The 21,163-nt window shown below is 68.8% G+C and carries 20 protein-coding genes; 7 read left to right on the top strand and 13 right to left on the bottom strand.

Annotated elements, in window-relative coordinates:
• Positions 1–162: 162 nt before the first annotated feature.
• The 4 genes from LAO51_02660 to msrB all read left to right on the top strand — a co-directional run bounded on the left by LAO51_02660 (position 163) and on the right by msrB (position 3,293).
• On the top strand, positions 163–606 hold the full coding sequence (locus tag LAO51_02660) for a hypothetical protein (GenBank protein ID MBZ5637639.1): 444 nt from the start codon (positions 163–165) through the stop codon (positions 604–606).
• Between the two features lie 26 nt (positions 607–632).
• A complete protein-coding gene (locus LAO51_02655; protein ID MBZ5637638.1) occupies positions 633–1,922 on the top strand; it encodes a hypothetical protein in 1,290 nt (429 codons plus the stop codon).
• 163 nt (positions 1,923–2,085) lie between these two features.
• The gene (gene msrA / locus LAO51_02650) at positions 2,086–2,712 is read left to right on the top strand and encodes a peptide-methionine (S)-S-oxide reductase MsrA (protein ID MBZ5637637.1); all 627 of its coding nucleotides are present in this window, start codon (positions 2,086–2,088) and stop codon (positions 2,710–2,712) included.
• Between the two features lie 11 nt (positions 2,713–2,723).
• Positions 2,724–3,293, top strand: a complete 570-nt coding sequence (msrB, locus tag LAO51_02645; protein MBZ5637636.1) for a peptide-methionine (R)-S-oxide reductase MsrB — start codon at positions 2,724–2,726, stop codon at positions 3,291–3,293.
• 17 nt (positions 3,294–3,310) lie between these two features.
• On the opposite strand, the gene LAO51_02640 is transcribed toward msrB, so the two are convergent.
• Together LAO51_02640 and LAO51_02635 are read right to left on the bottom strand one after the other, a co-directional pair.
• Complete coding sequence (locus tag LAO51_02640) at positions 3,311–4,354, bottom strand: methyltransferase domain-containing protein (GenBank protein ID MBZ5637635.1); 1,044 nt, start codon at positions 4,352–4,354, stop codon at positions 3,311–3,313.
• A gap of 104 nt (positions 4,355–4,458) precedes the next feature.
• A complete protein-coding gene (locus tag LAO51_02635; protein ID MBZ5637634.1) occupies positions 4,459–5,106 on the bottom strand; it encodes a phosphatase PAP2 family protein in 648 nt (215 codons plus the stop codon).
• A gap of 339 nt (positions 5,107–5,445) precedes the next feature.
• Between LAO51_02635 and LAO51_02630 the strand changes: the two genes are divergently transcribed.
• Together LAO51_02630 and LAO51_02625 are read left to right on the top strand one after the other, a co-directional pair.
• Entirely contained in the window at positions 5,446–5,805 is a 360-nt protein-coding gene (locus tag LAO51_02630) for a polymer-forming cytoskeletal protein (GenBank protein MBZ5637633.1), read from the top strand.
• 57 nt (positions 5,806–5,862) lie between these two features.
• Positions 5,863–6,633, top strand: coding sequence for a transporter (locus tag LAO51_02625; GenBank protein MBZ5637632.1), 771 nt, complete (start codon positions 5,863–5,865; stop codon positions 6,631–6,633).
• Positions 6,634–6,691: 58 nt separating this feature from the next.
• Here LAO51_02625 and LAO51_02620 read toward each other — a convergent pair whose 3' ends face one another.
• From LAO51_02620 to LAO51_02570, 11 genes are all read right to left on the bottom strand, one after another.
• Positions 6,692–6,916 carry a hypothetical protein gene (locus tag LAO51_02620; GenBank protein MBZ5637631.1) on the bottom strand — a complete coding sequence of 75 codons (225 nt, stop codon included), beginning with the start codon at positions 6,914–6,916 and terminating at the stop codon, positions 6,692–6,694.
• 181 nt (positions 6,917–7,097) lie between these two features.
• Positions 7,098–7,391: an RNA-binding protein gene (locus tag LAO51_02615; GenBank protein ID MBZ5637630.1), complete on the bottom strand. Its 294-nt coding sequence runs from the start codon at positions 7,389–7,391 to the stop codon at positions 7,098–7,100.
• A 210-nt stretch (positions 7,392–7,601) separates the two neighbouring features.
• A complete protein-coding gene (locus tag LAO51_02610; GenBank protein ID MBZ5637629.1) occupies positions 7,602–8,969 on the bottom strand; it encodes a DEAD/DEAH box helicase in 1,368 nt (455 codons plus the stop codon).
• Positions 8,970–8,985: 16 nt separating this feature from the next.
• Positions 8,986–9,567 carry a DUF4255 domain-containing protein gene (locus tag LAO51_02605; protein MBZ5637628.1) on the bottom strand — a complete coding sequence of 194 codons (582 nt, stop codon included), beginning with the start codon at positions 9,565–9,567 and terminating at the stop codon, positions 8,986–8,988.
• Between the two features lie 130 nt (positions 9,568–9,697).
• The gene (locus LAO51_02600) at positions 9,698–13,126 is read right to left on the bottom strand and encodes a hypothetical protein (GenBank protein ID MBZ5637627.1); all 3,429 of its coding nucleotides are present in this window, start codon (positions 13,124–13,126) and stop codon (positions 9,698–9,700) included.
• Positions 13,127–13,239: 113 nt separating this feature from the next.
• Positions 13,240–15,774, bottom strand: a complete 2,535-nt coding sequence (locus tag LAO51_02595) for a response regulator (GenBank protein ID MBZ5637626.1) — start codon at positions 15,772–15,774, stop codon at positions 13,240–13,242.
• Positions 15,775–15,921: 147 nt separating this feature from the next.
• A complete protein-coding gene (locus tag LAO51_02590) occupies positions 15,922–16,833 on the bottom strand; it encodes a serine/threonine-protein phosphatase (GenBank protein ID MBZ5637625.1) in 912 nt (303 codons plus the stop codon).
• A gap of 115 nt (positions 16,834–16,948) precedes the next feature.
• A complete protein-coding gene (locus LAO51_02585; protein ID MBZ5637624.1) occupies positions 16,949–18,856 on the bottom strand; it encodes a tetratricopeptide repeat protein in 1,908 nt (635 codons plus the stop codon).
• A 418-nt stretch (positions 18,857–19,274) separates the two neighbouring features.
• Positions 19,275–19,484: a DUF3450 domain-containing protein gene (locus LAO51_02580; protein MBZ5637623.1), complete on the bottom strand. Its 210-nt coding sequence runs from the start codon at positions 19,482–19,484 to the stop codon at positions 19,275–19,277.
• Between the two features lie 146 nt (positions 19,485–19,630).
• Positions 19,631–20,083, bottom strand: a complete 453-nt coding sequence (locus LAO51_02575) for a hypothetical protein (GenBank protein ID MBZ5637622.1) — start codon at positions 20,081–20,083, stop codon at positions 19,631–19,633.
• 75 nt (positions 20,084–20,158) lie between these two features.
• Positions 20,159–20,497: a hypothetical protein gene (locus LAO51_02570; protein MBZ5637621.1), complete on the bottom strand. Its 339-nt coding sequence runs from the start codon at positions 20,495–20,497 to the stop codon at positions 20,159–20,161.
• A gap of 142 nt (positions 20,498–20,639) precedes the next feature.
• Between LAO51_02570 and LAO51_02565 the strand changes: the two genes are divergently transcribed.
• Entirely contained in the window at positions 20,640–20,924 is a 285-nt protein-coding gene (locus tag LAO51_02565; GenBank protein ID MBZ5637620.1) for a DUF2934 domain-containing protein, read from the top strand.
• Positions 20,925–21,163 lie beyond the last annotated feature (239 nt).

Raw genomic sequence — 21,163 nt, 5'->3', positions numbered from 1 at the left:
TCCGCGAGCCCGCGCCACCCCGGATAGGATACGCCGTGGCGGGCACCGGATCGGCGGGTCCCTCGCCCCCCTCCCCCCCGAACTTGCCCTTTCGCCGGCGCGTCCCTAAGTTCTACCCGGGACTCGATCGGGGCGATCGCGCGGCGAATGGGGGAACGATCGATGGCGTTCAAGACGAGGGTTGTGGTCCGCTGCCTTGACGGCCGTGTCCTGAAGGGATTCACCTTCGACTTCCTCCCCAACAAGGAGAGCTTCCACCTGGTGGACGCCGAGGACGAGAGGAAGATCGAACCGATCTCCGCAAAGGGCCTCAAGGCGGTCTTCTTCGTGAAGACGTTCGCCGGGAACAAGAGCCGCAAGGGCGGCTCCGCGATCCGTTGGGGGCGAGGCGGTGGGCACCGGCTGAGGGTGACGTTCCTCGACGGCGAGGTCCTCCACGGCACGACGACCTCGTACACTCCGGCGCGGAAGGGGTTCTTCATCGTCCCGGTCGACGAGGGCGACAACAACGAGCGAGCGTACGTGTTCACCGAGGCGACCCGGGAGATCGAGATGATCCCCGCGGCTACGTCCGGGGGAGCCGGAGCGGCCCGCGGCGCGCGCTGAAGCCTCCGCCCTCATCGGGGTGGAAGATGGGCAAGAGGATCGGCGAGGCTCTCATCGAGAAGGGGCTGATCACACCGGCCCAGCTCGAGGTGGCGCTCAAGAATCAGCTCATCCTGGGCGGACATCTGGGCACCTGCCTGCTCGAGCTGGGATTCGTCGTCGAGGACCAGCTCGGGCGGACGCTCTCGGAGGTGCTTCAAGTGCCGTACGCCCCTCCATCGTTGCTGGAGAGCATCCACGAGGGCCTGGCCCGGGCTCTGCCGAAACGCCTCGTCGTGGAGTACCGGGCGGTACCGATCGAGCTGAAGGAACACACGCTGCACGTCGCGATGGTCGATCCCAAGGACCTCCTCGCGCTCGATGCCCTGGCGTTCGGCTCGGGTCACAAGATCGCGCCGTGGATCGCTCCGGAGGTGAGGATCGTCGAGGCGATGGAGAGGCACTACGACGTCCAGCGGAGTCTCCGGTACATCGCCATCGCTCGATCCATCGATCCCGTGTCGAAGGAACTCTCGCGCGAGGCCGGGTCGCCGTCGATGGCTCTCGGGGAGACCTACAGCTCCGGAACCGCGGAAAACGTGGATCCTTCCCAGCTCGGCTCCGAGTTCGGCTACGGCCGGTCGTGGGTCGAGATCGCGGAGGAGATCTGCGGCACGGAGCCGCCGGAATCCGGCGGCGTTCCCGCCGCCGTGCACCCACAAGGGACCGGTGACGACGCGCCGGAAGCCGCGGGCTCGTTGGCGGGAGCCTCGGAGCGGCTCTGTGCCGCGAACGACAAGGACGACATCGGCCGGGCGGTCATGGACTACGCGTCGGCAACGATGGCACGCTCGGTCCTGCTCGCGGTCAAGGGCGAGGACGCGGTCGTTTGGACCACCTCCGGTTTCTCGCCGCCGCCGGGCGGGACGTCCTCCCTGCGGTTCCCGATCCAGGGCGCGGGCGTCTTCGATCTCCTCCTCGGCAACGAGCACTATCGAGGCCCGCTCGCGGGCGGGCCCGGTCTTCGGACCGTCTACGCGGCTCTCGGCGCGCCGGCCCCTGCCGAAGTCTTCCTCGCTCCGGTGCATCTCAACGACCGTCTGGTGGCGCTCCTCCTGGGCGACGGGGGTCCGAGCGGCCGCGTCCACGGCGCGACCCAGGACTACCTCCGGCTGGTTCGCATGCTCGCGCTCTCGCTGAGCTTGCTGCTCCTCAAGAAGAAGATCCGGGCCGTCGAGTCGTTCGCCTCGCCCGGGGGGCAAGCCGCCTGGCCCCGGATCATCGTGGCCGGAAGCGAGCCTCCTCCCCCCTCGCCCCGAGCCGAGCGGCGCACCTGATCGGGACGCCCCCGGCCAGCGATCTCCCTGCGGCGACGAGGGCCCGAAACCCGCCCGGCCCCCGGCGCATCCAATCCGAGCGAGACGCAAGAACCGGGGCCGGCAGCGGCCGACAGCAAGGACGGGTGCCATGTCGCTCACGAACCTTGGACTGACGAGGGCGATGACGCTCCTCGTGGCTCTGGGCCCTTCGCTGCTCCGTCCCGCGGACGCGAGGGCGGAAGCGACTCCCGCGCCCCACCCCACCGCGATGGCGACCTTCGCCGGCGGCTGCTTCTGGTGCATGGAGCCCCCCTTCGAGAAGCTGGACGGGGTGATCTCGGTCACCGTGGGGTACACCGGAGGGCACACGAAGAACCCGACCTACGAGGAGGTCTCGGGCGGCGGCACCGGTCACGCCGAGTCGGTGCGGATCGTGTACGACCCCCTCAAGATCGATTACGCCCGCCTGCTCGACGTGTTCTGGCACAACATCGACCCGACGACGCCGGACGCGGAGTTCTGCGATCACGGCCACCAGTACCGCTCCGCGATCTTCTTCCACGACGAGAGCCAGCGGCGGCTCGCGGAGGAATCGAAGCGACGGGTCGAGGCGTCCGGGCGCCTGCCCGGTCCCGTCGTGACCGAGGTCGTTCCCGCGACGGAGTTCTACCCGGCCGAGGAGTACCACCAGGGGTACTACAAGAAGAATCCCGTCCGTTACCATTTCTATCGCTGGAACTGCGGCCGCGACCAGCGCCTTAAGGCGTTGTGGGGCGCCGCCGTCGGCGAGACGGAGGAGACGAGATGATCCCGGAACTCATGGCCCGAAGCGCATTCGTCGCCGGGGTGCTTCCCCTCGTCGCCGTGGCGGCGATGCTCGCCGGCTCGGCGGGGGACGCCAGGGCGTGGGACCCGACGGGGTTCCGCAAGCCCGCCGACGCCGACCTGAAGCGAACGCTCGGCCCGCTGCAATACGACGTCACCCAGCACGCCGCGACGGAGCCGTCGTTCCACAACGAATACTGGGACAACCATAGGGAGGGGATCTACGTCGACGTGGTCTCGGGAGAGCCTCTCTTCAGCTCGCTCGACAAGTACGACTCCGGCACGGGATGGCCGAGCTTCAGCAAGGCGCTCGAGCCGGGGAACATCCGCACGAAGGCGGATTGGAAATTCTTCGTGAGGGCCACCGAGGTGCGGTCGGCGCACGCCGATTCTCACCTGGGTCACGTCTTCGACGACGGGCCTCCACCCACCGGCCTCCGCTACTGCATGAACTCCGCGTCGCTTCGCTTCGTCCCGAAGGAGGACCTCGAGCGCGAGGGGTACGGGGAGTACGTCCGCCTCTTCGACTCCAAGCGACCCGCCGTACCCACCCGGGGGAAGTAGATCGCTCGGGTCGGGCGTCAGCGTTTCCGAGCGGTCAGAATCGAGTTCATCGAAGGCTCGCGATGCGCGACCGCCGTCTCGCCGAACCCCGAGGCGTCGAGGTCCTCGACCATCTCGTCGATGGTGTACGTGCCGCCGCCCTCGCTGCCCACGAGCATGTTCACGGCGAACAGCGCGCCGGCCACGGGCTCCGTGCGCGACGGCTCCATCAGCACGTCCCGGATGGCGATCCTCCCCCCCGAGACCAGCGCGGCCGCCACCTTGCGGAACAGATCGCGGTTCTGCTCCCGCGAGTTCTGGTGGACGATCGCGCTGACCCAGGCCAGGTCGGCGCCGCCCGGCAGCGGGTCGCTGTAGAAGTCCCCCGCCACCAGCGTGACCCGATCTTCGAGCCCCTCCTCCGCGAACCGTCGCCGCGCGAGAACGATCGCCGGCGGGAGATCGAAGAGGACCGCCCGTCCCGACCCGCACGCCCGCAGGAACGCGACCGTCCACGTGCCGGATGCCCCCCCCACGTCCAGCAGGCACCGGAACGCGATCGGCTCCAAGCGACGGATCAGCGCATCCGCGGTCGTCGACGCCAGGTCGTTCATCGCCAGGATGAACGCCTCCTGATCGGCCGCTTCGCCTCGAACGCTCGGCGTGCGCGGGCACGGCCGGCCGCCCCTCACGGTGGCCGCGAGCGTCGTCCAGCGGCGGAGGCAGTTGGCCTGGTGCTGCACCATCGCGAGGACGCTGCCGCGGCCCGTCCGGCCCAGCGTCTCGCCGATCCCCTCCGACAGCGAATAGACGCCGTTCTCCTTGCTCAAGACGCGAAGCGCGGCCAATGCGTCGAGCAGGACCGCCGTCGCGCGAACGTCCCCCTGCACCCGGACCGCCAGGTCTCCCGCGGTCAGCGGTCCTTCCGCGAGCGCGCGAAACACGTCGAGATCCGCGGCCGCCGCCAGCACGCACGCCGGCTGGAAGCTCCGCGCGAAGTCGAGAACCGCGTCCCGCGTCCAGCCCTCGGGAACGTCCCGGCCCCGCCCGCCGCCGCGGTCCGTTGCCCGTCGGATCGGCATCGCAAGTCTCCTCGCGCTCGAGCGCCGAGCGGCTTCCTTCCGCCCGCGACATGCTGCTCCAACCGCGGTCGCGCTTCAACCCTGTTCCGTCCGCCGGGGGTGTTTCAGCGGGGCGACAGGCGGGCTCGCTCCATCCCTCGCCGGGCCGCCATACCGATGACGCCTCCCAGGTAGGCTCCGGCGATCACGTCGCTGAAGTAGTGGTAGGTCGTCACGACGAGCGCCAGTCCCAGGAGCGCGAGGAACCCGACGTAGACCGGCTTGTAGCGCGGGTAGTGGAGCCAAAGCGCTGTCGCGAGGGTGGTGAATACGGTCATGTGGCCCGACGGGAAGCTGCCGACGCGTGGCCCCCAGCTGAACCAGAAGAACTGCGGCACCTGGTCGTAGAGGACCCAGGCCAGAGGATCCGATCGCCCGAAAACCCACTGCAGCAGGCTCTTCGCGGCGAAGCTGGCGGGCACCCCGGTCCCGCAGACCCGAAGGAAGCGGGTACGCAGGTCGTGGAATCCCTTCCGGGTCAGGGCGGAGTAGGTGGTCCAGCAGGCCGCGGTGACCAGCACCACGATCCAGAACAGCGCGTCCGGAATCCGATGCGCGTATCGCTCCACGGTGTCGTTGGCGCTGATCAGCCGATACGAGACGGAGGCCACGGGAGCGTCCAGCCACGCGATCCCGGCGGCCACGAGCACTGCGGCGAGGGCCGTGATCGCCAGCCCGCTCCCGCCGACCTTCGCGCGCAGTTCCCTGACCATCCCTTCATGATAGCGGACGCGTCCGTTCCGTGTCGGGCTTACCCGGTCGTATCGTTCTTACCCCGCGCGACCGCCTCCGTGGGGCCATCGGCGGATGGGAAGCCGCGGTACGCTTCTTGCTGCTCACCGCGGTAGGGCCACGAGCCGATTCGTGTGTTCTCGCGTAGCCGAAGAGCCGCCTCGCGGGCGGCGACGACGATTCAGAGGAGGCGGAACGACATGACCTGGATCGGACAGAAGCAGGAGCCGGAGCCCGCTCGTCCCCCCCAGCCCACGGCGGCTCCCGTCGCACAGCACGTCGCACCTTACCCCGAAACCGGGCGAGTGGAGAAGCCGGAAATGGCCCACGCAGCGAACATCGGAAAGTCGGTTCAGATCAAGGGCGAGCTCAGCGGTAACGAAGACCTCACGATCGAGGGGCGCGTTGATGGGAAGATCCTCCTGGACGGCCACATCGTGACGATCGGACAGAGCGGGCGGGTGATGGCCGAAGTCCAGGCGACCTCCGTCATCGTCGGCGGTGAGCTGAAAGGGAACATCAACGCGGAGCAGAAAGTGGAGGTCGCGGCCACGGGAACCGTGCTGGGGAACATCCGCGCCCCGAGGGTCTCCCTGGCCGACGGCGCCCGGTTCAAGGGCAGCATCGACATGGACGTTTCCCCGGCCTCCGGAGCGAAGCCCGCCAAGCCGCCCGCCTAGGGCAAGGGCACCCGGCGGCGTTTGCGGGCCGCCGGCCGGCGGCGCAGACTGCAGCTCATGCCACACCCCCGCGCCGCAGTGCGTGCCGCCCCGCGAGGGCGAACGTTCTCGCGAGTGGCCTGCGCCCTCCTGCTGTGCTCGACCCCGGTCGCGGCGGGGCCCCCGTATGCCACCGACGACCCGGAGCCGGTGGAGTACCGGCACTGGGAGTTCTACGTCGCGACCCACCGCCTTCTCGACCACGACGGGGATTCAGGGACGGCGCCCCACTTCGAGGTCAATTACGGGGTGGTGCGCGATCTCCAGCTCCACCTCGTCGTGCCGCTGGCCTATGCGAGGCCGGACGTCGGTCCCGCCGAGCGCGGGCTCGGCGACATCGAGCTCGGCGCCAAGCTTCGATTCCGCGACGAGGGCCCGGGACGTCCCATGATGGGGATCTTTCCCCTGCTTGTGCTCCCGACGGGCGACGCAGGGAACGGGCTGGGCACCGGCCATGTCCACGCCTTCGTCCCGCTCTGGATCCAGAGGAGCCTCGGCCCGTGGACCACTTACGGCGGTGGCGGCTACGGGTGGAATCCGGGGGACGGCAACCGGAACTGGTGGTTCGCGGGCTGGCTCGCGCAGCGACGACTCTCGAAGGCCGCGACGCTCGGTGGCGAGGTGTTCCGCCAGACCCCCGACCGCATCGGCGGAAGCGGCGACACCCGGTTCAATCTCGGGCTCGTGCTCGACTTCGGCGAACGCCACCACCTGCTGCTATCGGCCGGCCGGAGCCTCGCCGGCGACGTTCGACTCGAAGGCTACGCCGCGTATCAGCTGACGCTCTGATCGTCGAATCGCCGAGCGTCGTTGCGGTCCTGTGGGTCGCGCGCTCGCCTCGACCCAGCTAAGTGGATCCCGCCGCTCCGACCTTCTTGGCCCGCGAGGACCTGCCCGGCGCCGGGGTGGTGCTGTGCCCGAGCTGGACGAGGCTGGTCACGAATTTCTTGGTGCCGCGCTCGTCGAAGACGATCGTGGTGTACTTGTCGTTGACCCCACTGATCGTTCCCAGGCCGAAGACGGAATGGGTGACACGGTCCTTCAGGGCGAATGCCACGGAGTCCTTCGCCACGACCACCTCCCGGAACGGCTGCGCGCCGTTCTCATTCGGCAGCATCCAATCCAGCGGCAGGCTCCGAGCCGGCTCGGAACCCGCCCAGACTCAGCGGGGACGCCCACCGGGAGGCGTCCCCGTTCCGCTCGGTCCGTGAAACCGCCGCGGTCTCGATGCTCCGACCGCGGCGGCGTCTCGCCTAACGGCCCCAGCGGTCTCCGCCGCCGCCCCCGCCACCGGCGGTGCGCTCCTTCGCCTGATTCACGGTGAGCGCCCGTCCACCGAAGTCCATGCCGTTGATCTCGCGGATCGCCGCGTCGGCGTCCGCGCTGCTGCCCATCTCCACGAACCCGAAGCCGCGCAACCGCCCGGTATCGCGATCCGTGATGAGCTTGACTTCCGTCACCGTCCGACCGTTCTGCGAGAACAGGTCGCGCACCTGGCTCTCATCGGCGCTGAAGGAGAGATTCCCGACGTACAGTCTCGTAGCCATGCTTTCCGACTCCTGTCGCTCCCGCTGGGGGAGCCGTTTCCGGGTCCTGGTCCTCGACCCTACGTGGGTCGAGCCACGTGCCTCGGCACCTTACGGCTTCGGCACACGCACGCTTCGTTTCTGTACGAGAGAATGTGGCCGGGACCTCAAAGGATTCTAGCACGTTCAGGGCGGTCTGTCGACGCCGAGGGGATGCGGAGACCCGATCCCCTACCGGCCGGTCCGACGGCGCCCCCGGGGCACCATCCCGCGCGGGGCATCGGCGATGGGGGCGTGCTTGTCGAGAATCGCCTGGAGCCTCGCCTCGCGGTCGCCGCGGCCGCGGGAGGACGGCGCGGGGCGGGGCTTCTGCGCCGCTGTGCTCGCGCCGCGGCGAGGCCGCCCACCGCCTCTGGCCGCTCGCGCCGCGGCGAGTCGCTCGTGGATCGGGATCTCGAGGCGCCCCTCCGGCTTCTTCGCGTAGTCGAAGCCGGGAAGGGTCACCCGCGGCAGGCGCTTTCCCACCACCCGCTCGATCGCCGCCAGGTCCTGCTCCTCGTCCGGCGAGACGAAGGTGAACGCGTCCCCGGTCGCCTCCGCGCGGGCCGTCCTTCCCACGCGGTGGATGTACGAGTCCGGGTCCGCCGGAACGTCGAAGTTGACCACGTGACCCAGCGCCTCCACGTCGATCCCGCGGGACACGATGTCGGTCGCCACCAGGATCCGGTGCCGCCCGTCCTTGAATCCCTCTAGGGCCTCCGTCCGCTGCTTCTGGCTCCGATTCCCGTGGATCCGGGCGGTCACGATCCGATTCCGCTCGAGGTACGCGGCGAGGCGGTTGGCGCGATGCTTCGTCCGCGTGAAGACGATCGCGTCCGCGATGACGTCCCTGACGAGAAGCTCCAGGAGCAGCGCCGGCTTCAGCTCCCTCGCGACCGGGTAGACGGCCTGCGTGATGCCGACGGCGGGCGCCGACCGGCGCTCCAGGTTGATCGTCACGGGATTCGTGAGCATCTCCTGCGCGAGGCTGGCGATCTCCCGCGGAAGGGTCGCGGCGAAGAACAGCGTCTGCCGTTTCCGGGGGATCTGACGGAGGATCCGCTTGATGTCCGGCAGGAATCCCATGTCGAGCATCCGGTCGGCCTCGTCCAGGACAAGGACTTCGAGAGCCGCGAGGCGCGCGTACGGGTGGTGGAAGTGGTCGAGAAGGCGGCCAGGCGTCGCGACGATCACGTCCACCCCGCTCCGGAACGCGTGCTCCTGCGGCCCCATCCCCACGCCGCCGAACACGCTCGCGCCGGTGACCGGCGTATGGACGGCCAGTTCCTCCAGGTGCGTGTGGATCTGCGCGGCGAGCTCGCGCGTGGGCGTCAGAATGAGCGCGCGCGTCGCGCCTCGGGGCTTGCCCATCAGGCGCTCCAGGATCGGCAGGAGGAACGCCGCCGTCTTCCCGCTCCCGGTCATCGCGCAGGCCAGGACATCGCGACCTTCCGCGGCGGGCGGAATCGCCTGCTCCTGAATCGGCGTCGGTCTCGTGAAGCCGAGGTCCTTCACGCCCTTCAGCAGGGCGGCGTGGAGCGGGAAACGTGAAAAGGGCATGGACGGGTCCTCCAGCTCAGGGCGCCGGGCCCGGGCCACCGCCGGCTCGAGCGCGATCCGCGTCCGACAATTCCACCTCGGAATCGATCTGGATCGCGCGGGCGACGTAGGCGATCGACGTCTCGAGCCCGGGTCCGAGCTTGTCCCAGAGTCCCAGGAAATCGGAGAGCGCAAGGGACTCGCAAGCAAGCTCGATGGTGTCCCCCGGGGGGAAGACATCGTCGGCGTCCGCGTACCGGTTGATCACGAAGGCGGGCAGCGAGGTATTGTCCTCCATGAAACGCGCCGCCCACCCCAGCATGCGCTGTTGCCTCTCGGCGTCGGCCGCCCACGGGGTCAGGAGATAGTGCAGGTCCAGCGGGAGAGACGGACGGAACCGCCGGCCGTCGGGCGAGCGCCTGAGGGGCGGGTTCCGCAGGGTCGTATTGAGCGTCACGTGGTACAGGAAAAGCGAGAATCCCTCGCTCATCGGCGATCCGAAGTCCTTCGCCTGATAGAGCTTGAACTCCGCGCTCGCGGACTCCGCCTCGGCGTACCGTTCCTTCATCAGCCCCAGAATCGCTCGGCTCAAAGCCGCGATGGCCCGATGTGTCGCCACGTTGTCCGACCGTCCTTGCCGAGGTCCCACGGCTCCGGCGTCCGGCCGGAGGAAAATTGGAACACCACGATACGCCGATTTGCCCTGAGGTCGAAATCCCGCGGTGGCGAGGGAGACGGCGACGCGGCGGTCAGGGGCACGCCGTGGAAGTCCGCTCCACCCCGCCGCTCCGGAACCCGTAGGTCCCGGTCCCGCAGGTGTTCCGGCCGCGGACGAGGTACCAGAATCCCGCGCCGGCCGGCGGGGTGAAGGCGTCCGAGGCCGATGCCCCCGAAATGCCGGCCGCCAGGCAAGTCTCGTCTTGTCCGGCTCCCACCGGAAACCCGTCGAGCGAGCCTCTGAGGACGTCGTGGACGGTGCCGGTCCCCGCCCCGGGAGCCGCGGAGTCCCAACTCACCGTGGCCTTGTCCGCCGCGAGCCACAACCCCGTGACCTCGCGCGGCACGGAAGCCACCGTCGAGTCCGTCGGGCTGCAATCGCAGATGTTGGCGGTCCCATCTCCGTCGTCGTCCGGGTTGTCCGCGACGTACCGCCCGCCCGAGCTGGGCAGGTAGTCGCCGACCCCGCCCCACACGATCATGAACGAGCCGGACCACACCGAGGCGTGGTCGGTGCGCCCCGAAGGTGCGTTGTAGAGCGACGTGGCCGACCACCGATCGGCCACCGGATCGTATCGAGCACCCGTGTCCATCCGGTCCAGGCCGGCTGCGCTCGTCTCCCCCCCCCAGACGATCATCTCCTTCCCGGTCCAGACCGCGGTGTGGCCGATCCGCGCCGCCGGCGCGCTCGCCAGGGACGTCGCATTCCAGCGGTTCGAGCCGGGATCGTAGATGCCGCCGGTATCGAAGTCGCTCGGTCCCGTCCCTCCCCAGACGATCATCGAATCTCCGGTCCAGACCGTCGTGTGGAACGCGCGGGGCGACGGAGCGCCGCCCTTGGTGATGGCCGACCACGAGTCGTGAACCGGATCGTAGGCGCTCCCGGAATTGAAGTAGTTCGGGTTCGCGTCGCTGACGCTGCCCCCCCAAACGAGCATCCGGCTGCCGGTCCACACCGCGGTGTGGTACTGGCGGGCGGAAGGCGCCTTCGTGGTGGAGATGGACCCCCAGCTGTCCGTCATCGGGTCGTAGCGACCACCCGTCGCGGTCGCGACGTATGGGGGGTCACAGACAAGCCCTCCCCAGACGATCATCGTGTCGCCGGTCCACACCGCCGTGTGGTGCCTGCGTGGGGTCGGCTCCGAAAGGTACTGAATCGGCGTCCAGGCGTCCGAGACGGGATCGTAGCTCATGCCGTAGTCGTAAACGGAGTAGGGGCAGGGCTCGCCTCCCCAGATGATCATGCGGCTCCCCGTCCACACCGCCGTGTGGAAGACCCGGCTCCGGTTCGGACCGACGTCCGCGGTCGGACTCCAACTGTCGGTCAGCGGATCGTAGCGGCCTCCGGTGCTCACAGGCTCCTCGGAGCGCAGCCCACCGAACACGATCATGAGGCTTCCGGTCCAGATCGAGCTGGGATATTGACGCGGAACCGGCGAGTTCGGCGCGTAGGTCGGTGTCCACCGATCCAGCGCCGGATCGTAGCGCCCGCCCGTTTCCGGATAGACGCCGCCGGCCGTTCCTCCCCCCCAGATCACCATCTCGCTGCCGGTCCACACGGAGGACGCGCTGGAGCGGCCCGTGGGCGGGGTCGACGTCGAGGTCGGGGTCCACGCGTCCGCCAGGGGATCGTAGCGGCCTCCGGTGTCGAGCAGCCCGCCGTCGCCCTGCCCTCCCCAGACCACGAACCGGCAGCCGGTCCACACCGCGGAATGATACGAGCGCGGGGCCGGCGCACCCGTGGTGGACATCGGCGTCCACGCATCCGCCGCCGGGTCGTACCGGCCGCCGGTGCCGAGGAAATGGGTCGCGCCGTACAGATCCGTGTAGTCGTGCCCTCCCCAGACCACCATCGCTGCGCCGGTCCAGACCGCCGCGTGACCGAATCTGGGGGACGGCGCGCCGGCCGTCGAGATCGGCGTCCACGTGTCGGCCGACGGATCGTAGCGGCCGCCCGTGTCGAGGAGATAGGTCGTCGTGCCGTCGGACCAGTAACCGCCCCAGACGACCATCGTATGGCCCGTCCAGACCGCGGAATGGTACGACCTGCCCCGGGCCGCGCCGGCGCTCGAGATCGGCATCCACGCATCCACGACGGGATCGTACCGGCCGCCGGTATCGAGGAAGTGTTGGCCATAGATGTCCGAATGGTCACCACCCCAGACGACCATGACGGTGCCGGACCATGAAGCCGTGTGGTTCCAGCGGACGGAGGGAGCGTTCGACTCCGATGTGGGAGACCAGTTATCCGACACGGGGTCGTAGCGGCCCCCGGTCGCCACGTACCCGGAGTCCGTCAGGCCGCCCCAGACGATCATTCGATCCCCGGACCAGACCGCGGAGTGACCGTAACGGGCGTCCGGCGCGCCGATCGTCGACGTGGCCGACCAGGTGTCCGTCACGGGATCGTATCGGCCGCCCGTCCGGACGCGTCTTCCCTCTCTCACGCCCCCCCAGAACACGACGACACGGCCGGTCCAGACGGCGGTGGCGAGGGTCCGGCCTTCGGGGACCGCGCCGAGGGACCCGTTGTCCCACGAATCGCCTGGGAGACAGGTGGCCTCTCCACCGGCATCGCCTCCCGCGCGGGGAGCCGGCAGGGGGTCCGACGCCGATGCAACCGCCCTCACCTCGCGCCCCGCGAGATCCTGCTCCACGTTCTTCCACCAGTTGTCCCAGGCTCTCTTCGGCACCGTGTAGACCGCGACGCGCGCGCGGCCCGCCTGCTCCGCGAGGACCACTCGGATGACGAACCCGTCGGCCTCCTCGGCGACGGGACCGATCTCTCCCACCCGCGCCGGGGACAGGGCGCGCCATCGCCGGAATGCCTCCGGCGCGAGGCGTAGCCGGACCGGCCCTTCCCCTCCCGTCGACGGGATCTCGACGGCGGCGGCGCTCGCGAGGGTGCCGGCCGGAACCTCGATGACCTCGGCTTCGCGCAGGCGCGGATCTGGAGACGAGACCGCGACGGCACCGCTGGCCAGGCCCGCACGCAATTGCTCGGCCCGTCGCCGGGCGTCCTCGTGGAGTCCGCGGTCGAACGCGAAGAGCGAGCGGGACCACCGATCGACGAGCGTCGCACGCGCCAGGCATTCCTGGACGAGGAACGTGTCGTTGCCCAGCGCGGCGTAGATCTCCCGCAACCGGTCCGGGAACCGAGTGCTTCGCGCGATGCGCTCGATTTCGTTCCGGAGCGCGGTCGCGGAGACCGGCACGCGCCAGTAGGACTCGAGCGCTGAGGACTGCGCCAGATAGGTCCTGACCTTTCTCTCCAGGACCTCTCGTGGCACCGCCGCCTCGACGGCTTGCGTCGCGTCGATCTGGTGCGAGTAGTAGACGCGCTCGATCGCCTCCTGGGCCTTGAGGCGCTCCTCGAACGTGAGGTCGCGGCCCTGAGCCGACGCCGCGGCCAGCCACGGCAAGGCCACGGCGAGCGCACGAAGGGCGTGGATCCCTCGCATGGTTCCCCCCACGATGCCAGATCCTCTACTTACGAGGGGGTCGCGCGGACGTCAAGCCAAATACGGCCGGTGGGCTCGAATAAGGTGGAAGACGGGAGGGGTCCCCTCGGCCCTCAGGTGGAAGCCAGGATCTCCTGGACGATCTCCGCGACCTCCGAGATCTCCAGCGGCTTGGGGATGATCCGGGCCTGGTGGTCGGCGAGGAACTGCCCGATCTTCGCGTCCATGAGGTCGCCGGTGATGAAGATCACCCTGTTTCGCAGCTCCGGACGCATCGAAAGCGCGCGACGGTAGAACTCCATCCCGTCCATTCTCGGCATGCGCACGTCGGTGATGACCAGGTCGTAGTGCCCGGCGCTCACCTTGTCGCAGGCTTCCTCGCCGTTCGCGGCCGTGTCGACCCTGTGTCCCAGCTCCTCGAGAATCTCGTTCAGGAGCTCGACGATCGTGGGCTCGTCGTCCACGACGAGCACGCTCCCGCTGGCCGCGGTACGAGAAGCGACGGCCGGCGGTCGATCGGCGACCTCGAGACTTCCCTCGGCCTCCGGACCGAGGACGGGGAGCTCGATCATGAAGGTGGATCCCTCACCTTCGCGGCTCTCGGCGCAGATCCGCCCGCCGTGCTCCTTCACGATGCCGTAGGACACCGAGAGACCGAGGCCGGTCCCTTCCCCCTCGGGCTTGGTGGTGAAGAAAGGATCGAACACCCGCGCGAGCGTCGAGGGCGGCATCCCCGCGCCGTTGTCGGCGACCTCGATGCGGATGATCCCGTCCGCGTCCCGAGTGCGGATCATCACACGTCCCGGCCTCGGGCGGGCCGACAGGATCGCATGCTCGGCGTTGGCGATGAGATTCAGGAGGACCTGCTGGATCTGGTGGAAGTCGAGCAACGTGCTCGGCAGCTCCGGGTCGAGGTCGCGGACCACCTCGATGTCGTTGACGCGAAGCTGATAACCCCTCATGTCGAGCGTTTTCTCGACGATCCGGTTGACGTCGAGGAGCTTCCGCTCGGGCTTGTGCACGCGCGCGAAGGCGAGCAGGCTCTTCACGATGCGCTGGCAGCGCTGCGCCGACTCGCGGATCTTCTCGAGCGGCGCCGAGAGCGCGGGATCGTGGTGCCGGGCCATCAGGAGCTGGGAGTATCCCAGCACGCCGGTGAGCGGGTTGTTGAGCTCGTGGGCCACCCCGGCGACGACCTGGCCCATCGTGGAGAGTTTCTCCGCCTGCATCAGCTGCTGCTGGGTCGCCCTCGTGTCCGTGACGTCGCGTCCGATCCAGACGCTCCCCGCCGCCTCGCCGCCGTCGTTCTTCAAGACCGCGACGCGGACTTCCATCTCGATCTCGCTCCCGTCCTTCTTCCTGAGACGGCAGGCGTGATCCGAGACCGCTCCGCCCGTCCGGAGCCGCCTCAGGAGATCGCCGTTCCCGGCGTCGGCCAGCAGGTCGGTGACGGGCCTCTCGATCATCTCCTCTCGGGCGTATCCCGAAGTCCTCTCCGCCTCTTGATTGAATTCCGCGATCCGCCCGGCGTTGTCGGTGGTCAGGATGAGGTCCGGCGAGTGGTTGAGGATCCTCGCCAGCTTCTCCCCGGTGCTCCGCTGCTCGTTCAGTGCGTCCGCGACCTCCCGGTGCAGGAGCGCTCGTTTGAACGCGCTGGCCGAGGCGCGGGCTACGGCGGTGCAGAACTGGATCTCCCTCTCGCTGAAACTCCTCTTCGCCCGGGCCGACCTCAGGAACAGGCTCCCCAGGAGGTCCTCGCCGAACGTCAGGGGGATGACCATGATCGACTGGAAGTCCAGGGCCTTGATCCGGTCGCGGACGTCCGCCATGAGGGGGTCGGCGGAGACGTCCCCGATGATCACGGGAGCGCGTGTCTCGAGGGCGCGGCGCACCTCGGGGTACTTGGCGAGGTCGATCTCGAACTTCTCGATGTCGGGATTGTCGTGCGACGCCAGAACGTGGCAGGGCGTGCCCGGCCCCCCGACGTACAGGAGAGAGCAACGGACCGCCGGGACGATCTGGGCCACCCGGGTCACGATGTTCAGGGCGACGTCGCGAAGGTCCAGTGAGGACGAGATGGCTTCGAGGACCTCGAGAAGCGTGCTCATCTCCCGGTGCTCGAGCTGCTCCGCTTCCTTCCTCCTCCGGTGGCGATGGATGCCGTCGGTCAGGAAGCCGTAGTACAGGCCGACGGAGCACAGGAAGAGGATCTGAAGCGCGAGCTCCCGACCCGCGTCGGCACCCGAGGCCACGCGAAGGAAGAGCCACGAATGCGCCGCGCCGACCGCAGCGGCGCCGGCCACGGTGCTCGCGCGCTGGCTGCCGAGCGCGACGACCAGGACCATCAGAAGGCAGGATATGGGCAGGGCCCCCCTCCCGGTCCCCGCCAGATGGATGCCCAGGGCCACGAGCCCGATGTCGGCGGCTCCCACCACCAGCTCGAAGGTGTGTGTGGCGACCCGTCGGAGCGGAACGAAGGCGAGGCACAGATCCGAGACGGCGAACGCCACGACGACCGCGAGGGCGGCGGTGCCGGTGCGGGCGCTCCCGGCGTCGACGAGGAGCCCCCCCACGGCCACGACCAGGAGTCCTCGGAGCAGGACCGTGTTGCGCCGTTTCTCCCGGTTCGGGGAGAAGATCCGCTGCATGATCCGGTCCGCTCCTCTCCGACGCCGCGGCGTCGTACCTCCGATCCTCGAGCGCGCACCCGTACCCGCAAGTGCTTTACGCTTGTGGAACATAGGTCCCGGACGAGCGGCGGGCAAGGTCCGGGCGGCGAGGCGGGAATCGGAGCTTCAGACCTTCTTCTTGATCACCACGAAGCTGATGTCGTCCTCCGGGGGCGCGAACGCCAGCAGGCTGTCACGGATCCGCTCCGCGATGCCCCACGACGGAAGGTCCCTCGCCTCGCTCAGGCACCTCTCAAGCCCCGCCGGGAAGTACTGGCCCCTGGCGTGCTCGGTCAGACCATCGGTGAGCAGGATCAGGATGTCCCCGTCACCCAGCAGGTTGATCTCGTTGACCGTGTATCGCTTCTTGTAGCGGAAGAGATCCCCGGTAAGACGCGCGTCCACGTCGTCTCCCGATCGCAGCACGCCGATCGGGGGGTAGGAGATCGTCCGGTCGTCGCTGATCCTCATGATCCGCCCGAATTCGCGTGAGAAGACCACCGGAGCCGGATGGCCGGCGGAGATGAAGCGGAACTTCCCCTCGACCGAGATCTCCCCGTACATCGCCGTGAGGTACTTCCTGACGGTCGTGGACTCGTGGAATCGCGCGTTGATGTTCTCCAGGATCCGTGGCGTGATGGTGCCGTACCGGTCCAGCTCGTAGTACGAGCCCAGGAGGAACGCCTGGTGCAGCATGGCGACCAGGAGCGCGTCGGTGATCCGATGCCCGGCCACGTCGGCCACCAGGATGCCGGCGCGCTGCTTGTTGAGCCGGAGCTGCTCGACGATCTTCGCGTGCCCCGCCGCCTGCGCCTGCGCGATCCGGGCATCGAGGTCGTAGCGTGTACGGTAGTCGATGTACAGGATGTGGTCGCCGCCCACGATGCCGTTCAGGGGCATGGACTCGCCGTGGATGTCGACGCCGTCGAGCGCGGGCACGGACCCGGGCGCCGGCTTCAGGAACTTCGCGATATCCTGGAAGTTCTCGAGTTCGTCGACGAGGGCCATCCATCCCCGTTCCGCCAGTTCCCGCGGCATCGTTCGGTCCCCTCCCGGCGCGTCGCGGCGAGGCCATCGCTCGAGGATCGCGCTCCCAGCAAGTTAGCAGATCGGCAAGGGTCCGGGCGAGTGCGCGGACCGCTCCCCGAGAGCCCTACCCCCCTCCGGGATCGGGTAGCTTGCGGGACAGCGCCCGGACCAATTCCGGAGGCGGCTCGAACCCGTAGCGGCGCGCTTTCCGGATCTCCGCCCAGGCCTCGGCGAGCCTTCCGCGTACGAACAAGGCGCCGGCGAGATTGCCGTGCGCCAGGGCGTAGTCGGGCCAGCCTCGGAGCGCAACCGCGAAATGCTCGATGGCCTCGTCCACCTTTCCTTGCCGGGCCAGCGCGCTCCCGAGGTTGTTGTGGACCTCGGGGTCCTCGGGATCGGCTCTAAGCGCCGACTCGTACTCGCGGACGGCCTCCCCCAGCCGGCCCTCCTTCGACAGGGCGAGACCCCGGTTGTAGTGGGCCTCGGAGCAGCCAGGATCGATCGCCAGGGCCCGCGCGTAGTGCTCGCGCGCCTCGGCGCCCCTTCCCAGAGCGTCCAGCGCGACCGCGAGGTTGTTCTCGACCCTGGCGTCCTGGGGCCTGACGCGAAGGGCCTCCTCGTAGTGGCCGACGGCCTCCCGCGCGCGACCCTGCTCGACCAGGGCGAGGCCGAGATTGTTGTGCGCGACGTCGTTGTCCCGGGTGACCGCGAGGGCGTGCTCGAACAGGGTGACTGAGTCCTTCCAGGTCCCGGCCTGGACATGCGCGCAGGCTGCGAGGGCGAGCACCACGGCGCCGGCCGGCATCGCGACCCAAGAACCGCCGAGGCGAGCGCCGAGCCCGACGGAGCCCCGCATCCGGGGGGCGAGCGCATCGATCGCGTCGTGAGCTCCCCAGGCGACCGCGACGAAGATCCCGACGAGCGGCAGGTACGTGTACCGGTCGGCCATCGCCTGGCCGCCGACCTGCACGAGGCCGATCACCGGCACGAGCGTACCCACGTACCAGAGCCACCCCACGAGCGCGTACGGGCGCACGCGGCGTCCCCGGACCGCCAGAGCCGTGATCAGGAGCAAGGTCAATGCGGTGCCCGCGACTTCCCAGAACGGCGGTAAGGTGCGGGGGTGGGGGTAGAACGCCGCGAGACCGATCGGCCTCACCATCTTCCACAGGTAGGCCACGTAGGTAACGAGAGCGTTCGGAATCCTCGAGGCGAGAGGGTACTGCTCCATCGTTCGGACGGCGTTGCCGCTGCGCTGGACCAGGAAGGTGACGACGGAGGATGCGGCGGCCAGGGCGAACAGCGGCGTCTTCTCCCGGACGAGCCCCCACGGAATCCGGCGGGGCCGCCTCCCTTCCGCCGTCGGCTGCCAGCGCCCGAGGGGCCAGAAGTCGAGGAGGAGGAGGGTGAACGGAAGCGTCACGAGCATCGGCTTCGAAGCCAGCCCCGCCGCGAAGACGGCGATCACGGCGAGGCGCCTGCCCGTCGTCGGAGTTCTCGACCAGCTCACGTAGGCCGAGAGGGTGAGCATCCAGAGAAACGCGCTCAGGACGTCCTTCCGCTCCGCGATCCAGGCCACCGACTCCACGCGGAGCGGGTGGATGCCGAACAGCGCCGCGGCGAACGCGCTTCGACCGGTCGAGCCCGTCATGCGTGCCAGCGTGAAGAAGAGCAGGAGCGTGCTCGCGAGGTGGAGAAGGAGGCTGGACAGATGGTGGCCCCACGGCGCCAGCCCGTACAGCTCGCAGTCGAGCATGTGCGAGATCCAGGTCAGGGGGTGCCAGTTGGAGGCGCGAGTCGCGCTCAAGGCCCAGCGAAGCTCCGATGCGTCGAGACCGGGACGCACGTGAGGATTCCGCGTCACGTACACCGGGTCGTCGTAGTTCGTGAACGCGTTCCCCAGCACGGGCCAGAACGTGACGGCGACCAGCGCGGCGAGCACGATCGTGGCGGCGAGGCGGTCGCGGCGGAGGTTGGCGATGGCGCGAGGAAGGCCGCCGGCGGACGCGTCGTCTTTCCGTGGCGAACTCACGGCGGAGGAGCCGATTCGGATCAACCTACCCGGCGGACGCGCCCCCCGGTGAGCGGCCGCCGGGTCGGTCTCAGCGAAGGCGGAACGGATCCTCAGATCTCGATCCCACCACCGCCATCGCAAAACCTCGGATCCTCCGAGCAAAGGGCGCACATCGTGTGAACGAGACCGCAAACCCTGTTGCGCTTCGGGTCGTTCTGAGGCGATACGACGAACTTCATTTCCCTGCCTCCCTTCCGGCGAGAAGGACGCAAGCTGCATCGCCTGGAGAACACCCCGAACCGACTCCTTCCGGGATGGAGTCCTTGGATGCCCCCAGGCCCAATCGAGCGTCCGGAACGTTACGCCGATTCGCCCCTTGGATCAACGGCGCTCCAGCGACGCATTCGGGTCGCCGTAGGGGACGTGCGGCTACGTGTCATTTCTTTCGCTTTAGATCCGCCAGCCTTTCCTCGACGGCCTGCACCTCGCCCTTGAGTTCTCTCAGGTATCGCTCCAGCTCGGCAACCTGCTCGGCTTTGGTCTGGTACCGGCGTCTGAACCCGTGCTCGCCGGAGCCGCAGCAGCAGCCGCAGTCCTCTCCGCACTGGCAGGAGCATCCGCAGTCGCATCCCTTGCTGCTTCCCATGATCCGAACCTCCCTGACGTCGGTTTTCGGGGGCGGGGTCCCGGAATCCGGGAGAGTCCGGACCCGCGACCCCTCGACCCGCCTCGCCTGACGAATCGATGCTACGTCCCTCGACCCGGGATGGCCACCGGGTGCGGGCGGCGCGGCTAGAGGTAGTTGTCGGTCACCAGCCGGTCGAACAACCGCTGCATCTCCTCCTCGTCGCTGACCAGCCGCAGCTTGTGGTGGAAGCAAGCCTTCCGCTGGCAACCCTCGACGACCCCTCCGTGAGGAAGGTGCAGCGCGAACATCGGAGCGGAACAGACGCCGCAACGCTCGCCGGGCGCCCGCAACGACACGCGGCACTTCGGGCAGAAGAACTCCACCACCATTCCGTCCCGCAGATCCCGGTCGGCGACGTTCTCGAAGCTCCCGTAGGCCGGGTCCACTCGGATGTCGCCCTCTCCGTCCGCGTCGCGGTAGAGGAGGTGGATCGAGGGGCGGCCGTGGATGGGGGCCCCAGGGTCCATCAGGTCGCAGCCGCCGGGGCAGCGGGCGTGGCGAACGACCAGGGATCCGGGCGGCACATCGATCTCGATGCGCTCGCGATCATCGGGCATGACACACCTCTTCGAGCGAGGGTAGGCCCCTCTTCGCGACCTGGAACACCGCCCCGTGAACCTGCCGGCGGGTGCCTACTTCGGCGCGGGGGCGGCAGCGGGCTTGGCTTCCTTGATCGCGCTGATGCCCAGATGTTCGCCCTTGGCATTGTCTTGGCAGGTCAGGGTGAACATCTCTCCGGCACGGACTCTTCGTAGCTGCCGGATCCCTATCCCGATGACCGGCGCGGTCTTCGTCTGGCCCTGTTCGTCCTTGATCGTGATCGTCTTGGCCTTCATGTCGAAGGAGACGACCTGGACCGTCATGTCGTGCGTCCTTTTCGGCGGCTTGACCGGAGCGGTCCCGCCCGCCGCGAAGGCCATCCCGGCCAGGAGCACGACCGAGATCAACGTTGCGATGGTTCGAGTGCTCATGGGACCTCCTTGGGAGTCGTGATCGATCCGAGGATACGCCCCGCGCGAGCCCCCTGTCCACGCGGCGCCCTGGGGGCAGACAAAGGGGACCGATCTGTGCATAATGCACGCGAGACGGAACCCTGAGGAGGCACCGGAAACAATGGAATCGGAACGGAAGGTCCCGACGAAGAAGACCAGCGCGACGAGAACGAAGGCGACTTCGGCCGCCGCGGAGGCTGGGAACCCGAAAAAAGCGGCGGCCGTCAAGGGCGGAAGGCCCCGGAAGGGCATCCCACCCGAGGAGCGCCAGAGGCTGATCGCGGAGTCCGCTTATCTCAAGGCCGAGCGCCGGGGCTTCCAAGGCGGCGATCCGAGCCGTGACTGGATCGAGGCCGAGGCCGAGATCGACGCGATGTTGATGCGGCCGCGCGGGGCCGGCGAGTAGTCCGCTCGATCATCTTCTTGCGAGCCGTTTCGCCAGTGCGATCGCCGCGGGGAGTCCCTTTCTTGCCCTCAGCTCTTTGACCCGCGCCTTCTGCCTCGGTTTCAGAGGCCGAAGGGAACCCATGTAACGTCCCTGGATCTCGAGGGCCGCCCGGCGCGCCGGCGACAGCTTCAGACGCCGCCGAGCCTGCCCCGTCGAGGAGGCGACACCCCGGCCGTCGCCATTCGTGACCGCGACGA

It is taken from the genome of Terriglobia bacterium (genome assembly GCA_020073205.1).
GTDB lineage: Bacteria > Acidobacteriota > Polarisedimenticolia > Polarisedimenticolales > JAIQFR01 > JAIQFR01.
This window is presented reverse-complemented; position numbering and strand designations above follow the sequence as displayed.